This is a genomic window from Rhizobacter sp. (assembly GCA_021153565.1).
In the GTDB taxonomy this organism is placed as follows: Bacteria; Pseudomonadota; Gammaproteobacteria; order Burkholderiales; family Burkholderiaceae_C; genus Albitalea.
Map to the genome: position 1 here is coordinate 1 of JAJKJU010000228.1, position 8,786 is coordinate 8,786.

The 8,786-nt window shown below is 62.7% G+C and carries 11 protein-coding genes; 3 read left to right on the forward strand and 8 right to left on the reverse strand.

Annotated elements, in window-relative coordinates; translation table 11 throughout:
• Nucleotides 1–364 precede the first annotated feature (364 nt).
• From AC30NL_RS14515 to mltG, 8 genes are all read right to left on the reverse strand, one after another.
• Complete coding sequence (locus AC30NL_RS14515; protein WP_489464707.1) at nt 365–688, reverse strand: hypothetical protein; 324 nt, start codon at nt 686–688, stop codon at nt 365–367.
• Between the two features lie 272 nt (nt 689–960).
• Entirely contained in the window at nt 961–1,179 is a 219-nt protein-coding gene (locus tag AC30NL_RS14520) for a hypothetical protein (protein ID WP_489464708.1), read from the reverse strand.
• A gap of 114 nt (nt 1,180–1,293) precedes the next feature.
• Nucleotides 1,294–1,944: an ankyrin repeat domain-containing protein gene (locus tag AC30NL_RS14525; RefSeq protein WP_489464709.1), complete on the reverse strand. Its 651-nt coding sequence runs from the start codon at nt 1,942–1,944 to the stop codon at nt 1,294–1,296.
• Nucleotides 1,941–2,738, reverse strand: coding sequence for a TatD family hydrolase (locus tag AC30NL_RS14530; protein ID WP_489464710.1), 798 nt, complete (start codon nt 2,736–2,738; stop codon nt 1,941–1,943). Before AC30NL_RS14530 ends, AC30NL_RS14525 begins: the two co-directional genes overlap by 4 nt.
• A 275-nt stretch (nt 2,739–3,013) precedes the next feature.
• Nucleotides 3,014–3,406: a PilZ domain-containing protein gene (locus AC30NL_RS14535; RefSeq protein WP_489464711.1), complete on the reverse strand. Its 393-nt coding sequence runs from the start codon at nt 3,404–3,406 to the stop codon at nt 3,014–3,016.
• 39 nt (nt 3,407–3,445) lie between these two features.
• Nucleotides 3,446–4,465, reverse strand: coding sequence for a DNA polymerase III subunit delta' (gene holB / locus AC30NL_RS14540; RefSeq protein WP_489464712.1), 1,020 nt, complete (start codon nt 4,463–4,465; stop codon nt 3,446–3,448).
• Entirely contained in the window at nt 4,459–5,070 is a 612-nt protein-coding gene (tmk, locus tag AC30NL_RS14545) for a dTMP kinase (RefSeq protein ID WP_489464713.1), read from the reverse strand. The genes holB and tmk overlap by 7 nt, the downstream gene beginning before the upstream one ends.
• The gene (gene mltG, locus AC30NL_RS14550) at nt 5,070–6,065 is read right to left on the reverse strand and encodes an endolytic transglycosylase MltG (protein WP_489464714.1); all 996 of its coding nucleotides are present in this window, start codon (nt 6,063–6,065) and stop codon (nt 5,070–5,072) included. The genes tmk and mltG overlap by 1 nt, the downstream gene beginning before the upstream one ends.
• A 56-nt stretch (nt 6,066–6,121) precedes the next feature.
• Here mltG and ygfZ point away from each other — a divergent pair, with 56 nt between their 5' ends.
• From ygfZ to AC30NL_RS14565, 3 genes are all read left to right on the forward strand, one after another.
• Nucleotides 6,122–7,045, forward strand: a complete 924-nt coding sequence (gene ygfZ / locus AC30NL_RS14555) for a CAF17-like 4Fe-4S cluster assembly/insertion protein YgfZ (protein WP_489464715.1) — start codon at nt 6,122–6,124, stop codon at nt 7,043–7,045.
• A gap of 212 nt (nt 7,046–7,257) precedes the next feature.
• Nucleotides 7,258–7,566: a DUF4936 family protein gene (locus AC30NL_RS14560; RefSeq protein WP_489464716.1), complete on the forward strand. Its 309-nt coding sequence runs from the start codon at nt 7,258–7,260 to the stop codon at nt 7,564–7,566.
• A complete protein-coding gene (locus tag AC30NL_RS14565; protein ID WP_489464717.1) occupies nt 7,554–8,540 on the forward strand; it encodes an NRDE family protein in 987 nt (328 codons plus the stop codon). The genes AC30NL_RS14560 and AC30NL_RS14565 overlap by 13 nt, the downstream gene beginning before the upstream one ends.
• Nucleotides 8,541–8,786: the final 246 nt, after the last annotated feature.

Here is an 8,786-nt window from a genome sequence, read left to right on the forward strand (position 1 = left end):
CCGTTTTGGGGGCGCTGGGCGGGATGCGATGCAAGGCGCTACTAGCGCCGTGTGGCGAGCCACACAAGTGAGGAGCAACGCCGCAGCGCGCCCGCCCAGCACCCCCAAAACGGCAAGTTGTTTCGGGCCATGTCCTTAGCCCGACGACCCGATCACCTCGCGTGGCCTGCGACGCGCAGGCGCGATGCCCGCAAGACTGTCACTGAACATGCGGCCGAAGACGGCAGCCGGAATCGCGATGAATTCCATGCGGTGCCATGCACGGCACACACGTTCAAAAGGGGGCGTAGAAATGCCCTGGTGGCCTGGTCACGAAGCTGGAATGAAAAGTCGAGATAGCGCGAATGCTACCTGCAATGCCGGATCAGAACGGCCCGGGAAGCGCCTTCAACCCAAGCCACACGGCACCGATCACCGCATTCACCGGAACACTCAACGCGCTTGGCACATAGAACACCGCCGACAGTGCGGGCGCGCCGACGAGCATTTCCACGAAGCCGCCGAGGCAGTACAGGAGCACGCCGCACCACATCCATCGACGCATGTACGTCAAGAGCCAGTGAGCTTGAGATTGGTTATGTCGCCACGCTGCAGAGCGCTCAAGGACGTTGCCCTGCGTGACATCGCGGAACATCCATCCGAAGAAGAAGTAGCGATACAGCAGATTGCGGAAAGTCGGCTCTTGCAAGATACGTCTCCACTCCGACGCGGCAAGGCGTCGCGATTCTTGACAGCGTATCGGGAAGAGTGCGTTGACGTTGAATGTTCCCCGGATGGGAAGGTGGAGATGAGGGTTGTCGAAGTCACACGGCCTGCATGAACTTCGATACGCCGCAGGCGTTGGTCGATGAGTCACAGCCCGGTCGGTCAGCCTTCAGCGCAATGCCGCGTATTCCAAATGAGTTCGAGTTGCGCGCCGTAAAGGCCGCCCCCGGAATGCATCCGAGGCACGAAGACTGATCAATCTTCGTCGGGGGTGGACACCTCTTCGCTGTCGTCGACCTCATGGTCGAAGGCATCGACCTCTGGACCGGCCTTGGGCAAGAGCGGCTTGTCCAGCGGCTTGCAGATGCGGCGGCTCAGTCGGCTCAAACGTTCCGAGTGATGCATTGCATGAAGCACATCTTCCGGGTTCATCATCAGCGCGAACGGGTTGGATACCAACAGAGGCTTGTCCATGGTCCGAGACTCCTGCACGGCCGAAGAGCCGATATGAAGACTGTAGACCTCGCTGCTTGATTGCAGCAGTGGGTGCCACGCCAAGAACTGTGTAGGAAGTTGCCCGACAAGAACTTACAACTTTTGCACCGCCCGTTCGAGCTTGCTCGCAAGAGCCTCTCGCATGGCCAAGCGTGCGAAATCGGCTGCCGTCAGGCCGCGATCGTTCTTGATCTGGGTCTTGGCGCCCCGTGCCAGCAGCAGGTCGACACTTGCCTCGCTGCCATATTGCGCTGCCATCATGAGCGGGGTCGAACCATTGGGCGAGCCCGCATCAATGGAAGCACCGCGGTCCAGCAGCAGCTTGACGACCGACACTTCCGGCCCGCACGCAGCGTAATGCAGCGGCGTCCAGCCGGGCTTGTTGAGCGTGGCTCCACGGTCGAGCAGCTGTTTCGACCAGTCGACTTGGCCCTTCAGCGCGGCCATCATCAGCGGCGACTCTCCCGCAGCGTTGAGCGCATTCACGTTGAGGCCGGGCGCCTTCATGAGCACATCGGCGACTTTGAAAGACTCGCCTCGCAGTGCAAGGTACAGCCCGGTTTGCCCCTTGTTGTCCCGTGAATTCGCATCGAAGCCGCGCTGCAGCAGGGCCTGGACGACCGAGCCGTTGTCGATTTCTACGGCCCTGAAGAAATCGTCGTAGGCACCGGCGAATGCCGAAGAAACTCCAACAACAAGAATGAGATAGACCGACCTTCCAAAGTAAAGGAGGAGCTTCTTCACAGCGAAATCTTTCCAAGAGGAGGCAGCCCGAACAAGCTCTCGAAATTACTTGAGGTTTGTTGTGCAACCTGTTCGACCCCAATGCCTTTCAAGTCGGCAATCTGCTTCGCGACGTAGGGCACATAAGCAGGCGAATTGGTCTTGCCCCGGTACGGCACCGGCGCCAGATACGGGCTGTCGGTTTCGATCAGACAACGGTCCAAAGGAACATAGCGTGCCACCTCGCGCAAATCCGCGGCGGTCTTGAAGGTAAGGATGCCGGAAAAAGAAATCATGAAGCCCAGATCCAGGGCTGCGCGCGCCACATTCAAGGTTTCGGTGAAACAGTGAAAGACGCCCGTCGATTCGCCGCCCCCCTCGTCGCGTAGCACCGCCAGCGTGTCTTCGGAGGCGCTGCGGGTGTGGATGACCAAGGGTTTGCGCGTGATGCGGCCGGCGCGAATGTGCACGCGAAACCGCTCGCGCTGCCACTCCATGTCAGCGATCGTGCGACCGTTCAGGCGGTAGTAGTCGAGACCGGTTTCGCCGATGGCGATGACACGCGGCTTTGCTGCCAGCATGACCAGGTCGTCAACCGAAGGCTCTCGCACATCCTCGTTGTCGGGGTGCACGCCGACGCTGGCCCAGAAATTGTCGAAACGGGTCGCGAGGCCGTGGACCTCGTCGAATTCTTCGAGCGTGGTGCAGATGCACAGCGCTCGGTCGACATCGGCTGCGGCCATGTCGGCTCGGATGTCATCGAGCCGTGAGATGAGTTCGGGGAAGGAGAGATGGCAGTGGGAATCGACGTACATCGGTCGATGGTATCTGGATGGGCTGTCGTCTTCGAAAGCCGTTGCTGCCTAGTGTCGCGTCAATCCACAAGTGTCGGTTGATCGCGCCGCTATCGGAGCGCAGTGCAAGGCGCGCCGACGAGTCATAGCCGTCACTATGGCGAGGAGGCGCAACGCCGCAATGCGCTTCGAGAGCAAGCGAGCAGACGGCATTTGTGGCTTGACGCGACACTAGGGGGCTGAAGGCATGGTCCATCGCCCCACCCCGGCCCACCTCGGCGGGCCTTAGCGGGGAGTCAGATGGTTTGCGTCGGCTTCGAAGAGGAGATCGACGTGCCAAGAATCTCTTCGATTCTCAGCTTCAGAACACGCGTCTTGTCGTCGTTCGGGAAACGCACGCCGACGCCCTGAGTTCTGCCAGCCGAGGCATTGGCCGGCGTGATCCACGAGACCTTGCCGGCGACCGGGTAGCGCTGCGGATCATCCGGCAGCGACAGAAGCAGGTAGATGTCCTCGCCCAGCCGGTATTCGCGCGTGGTCGGAACGAACAGACCGCCTTCGGTGAACAGCGGGATGTAGGCCGCATAAAGCGCCCCCTTCTCGCGGAACACCAGTTGGATCACGCTCGGCCGCGCCGTGCTTGCCGCGGGCGCGGTCGGCAGGACGTTGCGTGGAATGGGGTCGTTCATGGCCGGAGAGTGTATCGAAGGGGTCTTGGTTCTTGACCGTCAAGGGCGATGAGAAAGCGCCGTACGTGCCTGTTGCGTGAGAGATTCCACCAACAAGCCCGGATTCCACGGATGCTCGGCCTGCCGTGCGATGCGCCCGAGTTCGCGCGACCACAGCGTGAGCGACTCCAGCGCAGGCGCCCTTGGCAGAGACGAAGCCGGAAAGTAGCGCGGCACGCTGCCAGCCGCAACGCGCATGACGTCATGGCAAAGCTTTTGCATCATGTCGACGACACGCGGCAGCGGCCATGAGGCAAGCGTGCCGACTTCGCCACGGGCGACCTGCTTGGGCAGGGCGATCCAGAGCGCAGCGTCGATGCCCTCCTTCACCCATTCCAGCGCGTCCTGCGGCTGCCCACCGGTGGCGGCAAGCATGACCTCCGGCTGCGCCACCGAGTGCTCGGCAAGCCAGCGAGCAGCCGCGGCGGGATCCGGCAGCGCGAGCGACACCGCCTGGCAGCGGCTGCGAATGGTGGGCAGGAGCGCATCGGGGGCGGCGCAGCTCAACAGCAGCTTTGCATCGCCTGGCGGCTCTTCGAGCGTCTTCAAGAGCGCATTGGCCGACACGCCGTTCATGCGCTCAGCCGGGTGGATGACCACGACCTTGCCGCGTCCGCGTGCCGAGGTGGTCTGCGCGAAGGAAATGGCCTGCCGGACTTCGTCAACGCGGATTTCCTTGCTGGGCTTGCGCTTGCCGGCCTTCTCTTCGGAGCCCCCGTCGTCGTCCTGCGAAGTCCAGCCCAGCGGCTCGCGCAGTGCCTCTGGCAGCAACACAAGCAAATCAGGGTGCGAGTGCGCCTGCACCAGCTTGCAACTTGCGCACACGCCGCAGGGTTTGCGCTGGCTTGCACCTGCCGCGGCTTCGCACAGCCACGCCTGGGCCAGCGTCAAGGTCAGTTCCCACTGGCCGACGCCTTGCGGTCCGTGAATCAGCAAGGCGTGGGCGCGCTGGGTTGCGAGCGCCTGTGTGAGCGGCGCTTCCAGCCAAGGCAGCGGCAGCACGCCATCGGCGCCTACCACTGGCGGGCCTCCAACGCGGAAACGATTTGCGACCAGACTGCACCCTTGTTCACGCAGGCGTCAATGCGCACGATGCGTTGCGGCGCGCTGTTCATGCGCGCCTGGTAGCCGCTTCGAACAAGATCGAAGAAGTCGACCGCCTCCTGCTCGAAGCGATCGGGCTTGCGCGCTGCCGCCCGGCGTTCGGCCGCCATGGCGGCCGGCAGGTCGAACCAGATGGTCAAGTCAGGCTGAAGATGACCATGCACCCATTGCTCGAGCTGCGAGAGCACGGCCGTGTCGAACCCGCGCCCCGCTCCCTGGTAGGCAAAGGTCGCATCGGTGAACCGGTCGCAAAGCACCGTCTCACCGCGCGCCAACGCCGGCAAGATGAGCTTGTGCAAATGATCGCGACGCGCCGCAAACACCAGCAGACCTTCGGTCAACGCGTCCATCGGCGAATGCAGCACCAACTCGCGCAGTTTTTCCGCCAGTTCGGTTCCGCCCGGCTCGCGCGTGCACAGCACCGTCGCCCCACCGTCGCGAAGCCGCTTCGCCACGGCGTCGATGTGCGTGGACTTGCCCGCCCCGTCGATGCCTTCAAAGCTGATGAAACGCGCAGGCATCAAGGTTTTCCTCGCCGGTATTGGTTCACGGCCTTGTTATGGGCCGCCAGGTTGTCACTGAACTCGCTGCTGCCGTCGCCGCGCGAGACGAAGTACAAGGCCTTGGTCGACTCGGGCTTCACCGCCGCGAGCATCGACGCCTTGCCAGGCATGGAGATTGGGGTGGGCGGCAGGCCGGTGCGGGTGTAGGTGTTGTAAGGGCCGTCGGTGGTCAGGTCGCGCTTGCGCAGGTTGCCGTCGAATTGGTCGCCCATTCCGTAGATGACGGTCGGGTCGGTCTGCAGTGGCATGCCGATCCGCAGGCGGTTCACGAACACGCTCGCCACCTTGCCGCGATCGGCGTCGACGCCAGTTTCTTTTTCCACAATGGAGGCGAGGATCAAGGCGTCGTCGATGCTCTTCAAGGGTGTGTCGGCGGCACGCTGCGCCCAGGCGTCTTCGAGCCGCTTTTGCATTGCCTTGTGCGCGCGCTTCAGCACCGCCATGTCGCTGCTGCCCTTGCTGTAGGCGTAGGTGTCCGGGTAGAAGCGGCCTTCGGCCGGCACGCCGGGTTGGCCCAGCGCGGTCATGATGTCGAGATCGCTCATGGCGGCGGTGGTGGGCTTCAGGCTTTCAGCCTTGGCGAGTTCCGCACGCACCTGCTTGAATGTCCAGCCGTCGATGATGCGCACGAACGCCTGAGTCTCATCGCCCCGAACCATCTTCTCGAGAAGCAGAACGGGCGTGGTGTTGCGGTCGATTTCATAACTGCCCGCACGGATCTTGCGCGACTGGCCGGACCACCTGAACCATTGGTAGAGGAATAGCGGCGAGGTCTGCACACCCGCCTGCACCCAAGCCTCGGCGATACCGCGTGGAGGTGTACCTTGCTCCACCGCGACTTCAACCGAATCGGTGGCAAGCGGCAACGGGTGCTTGAGCCACCATGCGGCGGCGCCAGCCACACCGGCAGCAGCGAGCACGACGACAGCGACGAGAACGCGCCAAAGTTTCATCAACGGAGACAACCCTTGCAGGGCAACGAAAGGTGGGCGGGAATGATAATCGCCGCATGAGCACCCTCTCCTCCTCGACCAAAGGCGCTGTTCGCCTTGCACCGTGGGGCGTCATCCGTGCCTCGGGCGCCGACGCCGCCAGCTTTCTCCATGGCCAACTCACCAATGACTTCGCCCATCTCGGCATGGGGCAGGCCCGACTGGCCGGGTATTGCTCGGCCAAGGGGCGCTTGCTTGCGAGCTTCATCGCTTGGAAGGCAGCGCCGGATGAGATCCTGCTGGCCTGTCATGCGGGCGTCCTTCCGGCAACCTTGAAGCGATTGAGCATGTTCGTCCTGCGATCGAAATGCAAGTTGAGCGACGCAACGTCCGAAGTGCCTTTGTTCGGCGTGATAGGCGACAAAGCAGCAGTCGCGGACCTCCCGACATGGGGCAAGCGCGATGCCGAAGGCGGACAGGTCGTTCGCCTGCCGGATGCGGCCGGTGTCGTGCGCGCCTTGATCGCATCGCCCTGCGTCGCTTCCTCGGACACCTTGCCGCTTGAGACCTGGCAATGGCTGGAAGTCCAAAGCGGCGTGCCGACCATCGAAGGCGCCACTGTCGAGCAATTCGTGCCCCAAATGCTGAACTTCGAACTGGTGGGCGGCGTGAACTTCCAGAAGGGCTGCTATCCCGGGCAGGAAATCGTGGCGCGCGCGCAGTACCGCGGCACGGTCAAGCGCCGCATGTTTCTCTTCGACGTGGACTCCACGGCGAGCGCAGGTCAGGAAGTCTTTCACAGCGAGGATCCGGGTCAGCCGGCCGGCCTCGTGGCCAACGCCGCACAGCGTCCAGAAGGGGCAGGTTTCAGCGCCTTGGTCGAAGTCAAGCTCAGCTCACTGGACCGCGGCAGCTTGCACATTGGGGCCCCCGATGGACCCTTGTTGCACCGCCGCGAACTGCCCTATGAAGTGCCGGTCGATTCCAACGCGGCCGTCTGAGAGGCTGAGAGTATTTCGAGCGTGACCGAGCAGCACGTCAAAAGGCGCCTGATCTAGGCGCAAAGCGCAGCCATAGCTCGTGCTATGGCGAGCATTTGCAACGACGAGCAGGAGTCTTTTGGCGTGATGAGCGGGCTTGATCGAAAAATTCTCAGCCTCTGATTCTTCGGAATCGCCGTCCGCGGGCAAGAGTTCACTAAAGCGCCAGCACCATGCGCGAGCTGTTCATCTACTATCGAATCGAAGCATCAAGTGCGGCTTTCGCACTCGATGCCGCGCAGGCCATGCAGTACCGCCTGCGCACCCGATTTCCAACACTCGCGGCGCGTCTATTGCGCCGCCCCGATGAACCCGGCACCACGCCGAACGATCAGCAAACCTGGATGGAAATCTATTCGTCCCCGGACTCCGGCGGCATATCGCCTGGACTCCAAGCAGAGATAGAGGCCGAAGCCGCCGTGCTTGCGCCTTTCATCGTGGGCACTCGCCACATCGAAGTCTTCGTTCCATGTGTCTCGTAGCACTCGCCATCGACCACAGCCGCCGATTCCCGCTCGTCATCGCATCGAACCGCGACGAATTCTTCAGGCGACCGTCTGCGCGCCTCGCGTGGTGGACACCGGATTCAGGCGGCCCCGCCATCTTGAGCGGCCGCGACCTCGAATCGGGTGGAACCTGGTTGGGCCTGACCGCCGAAGGGCGCCTCGCACTGGTCACCAACATCCGCACCCCCAAGCGCAACGAGACCAATTCGCCCTCACGCGGACGCATCGTGCCGGACTGGCTCTCGGGCAAGGAACGCACCGATCGCTTCTGGATGCGCTCGGCCTTGTGCGGCTACAACGGCTTCAACCTGATCGCTTTCGATTTCCGCCAGGGCGAATGTTTCTGGGCGGCCAATGGCGGGAGGTTTCCTGTGCGACTGGATCGTGGCATTCATGGCCTGTCGAATGCGGAGCTGAACACCCCCTGGCCGAAGGTCGAAGCCTTGAAGGCCCACCTGCAGCAAGAACTCGATTCGGCACAGTCTGTCGATGCCTTGTCGGCGCAATTGTTCGAAGCGCTCGCCGACCGGACCGAGGCCGACGATGACCACCTGCCTGACACCGGTGTGCCGCTGGAATGGGAACGCCGTCTGTCCCCGGCTTTCATCCGCACGCCCGACGCAGCCTACGGCACGCGCTGCTCGACCTTGATCATCACCGAGAAGGTCAATCGCCACCTCATCACCCACGTGCTGGAGCGCACCTTCAGCCCCACCGGCGTGGCACTGCTTCGCCGCTCGATGTTGAAGAACTGGCCGCCACGCTACAGCCTCGAGCAAGAAGTCGGCTTCTCTCCGAGCGAACAGGGCGCAGTATCGGAGTCGGAGCTCAATGTCGATGCTTGCGCAGAAGCAGCGGTGGTCACGGCGAGGAGAACGCGCATCCGTAGCCTGCTGAAGCCGGAGCTCACCCGCAAGCGTCGCAAGAACACGGCACCGATGCCCTTGTGATTGGCGCTCGGCAGCGCGCAGATTGACGCGCGGCAGAGATTGACCCAAGGGAATCTGATCCCTCTCTGGGCTGACCTTTACGCACGCTGGACGCGCGGAAAGTTGCGCGTCTTTACTGGCTTTGACGACATTCTTTTGCAGTGATGTTTTCGACCGAAATCGATGTGAATTTCAGATGCATCAGGGGAGATGGGGGTGATTTTTGAGAGACCCCTCACCCCAACCCTCTCCCCCCGCCGGGGGAGA

Bases quoted from the DNA above. Each gene is read 5' to 3' on its own strand.
- tmk (WP_489464713.1), bottom strand. From the start codon at position 5,070: ATGCCTGCGCGTTTCATCAGCTTTGAAGGCATCGACGGGGCGGGCAAG.
- AC30NL_RS14560 (WP_489464716.1), top strand. From the start codon at position 7,258: ATGCGCGAGCTGTTCATCTACTATCGAATCGAAGCATCAAGTGCGGCT.
- AC30NL_RS14565 (WP_489464717.1), top strand. From the start codon at position 7,554: ATGTGTCTCGTAGCACTCGCCATCGACCACAGCCGCCGATTCCCGCTC.
- mltG (WP_489464714.1), bottom strand. From the start codon at position 6,065: ATGAAACTTTGGCGCGTTCTCGTCGCTGTCGTCGTGCTCGCTGCTGCC.
- ygfZ (WP_489464715.1), top strand. From the start codon at position 6,122: ATGAGCACCCTCTCCTCCTCGACCAAAGGCGCTGTTCGCCTTGCACCG.
- AC30NL_RS14535 (WP_489464711.1), bottom strand. From the start codon at position 3,406: ATGAACGACCCCATTCCACGCAACGTCCTGCCGACCGCGCCCGCGGCA.
- AC30NL_RS14520 (WP_489464708.1), bottom strand. From the start codon at position 1,179: ATGGACAAGCCTCTGTTGGTATCCAACCCGTTCGCGCTGATGATGAAC.
- AC30NL_RS14530 (WP_489464710.1), bottom strand. From the start codon at position 2,738: ATGTACGTCGATTCCCACTGCCATCTCTCCTTCCCCGAACTCATCTCA.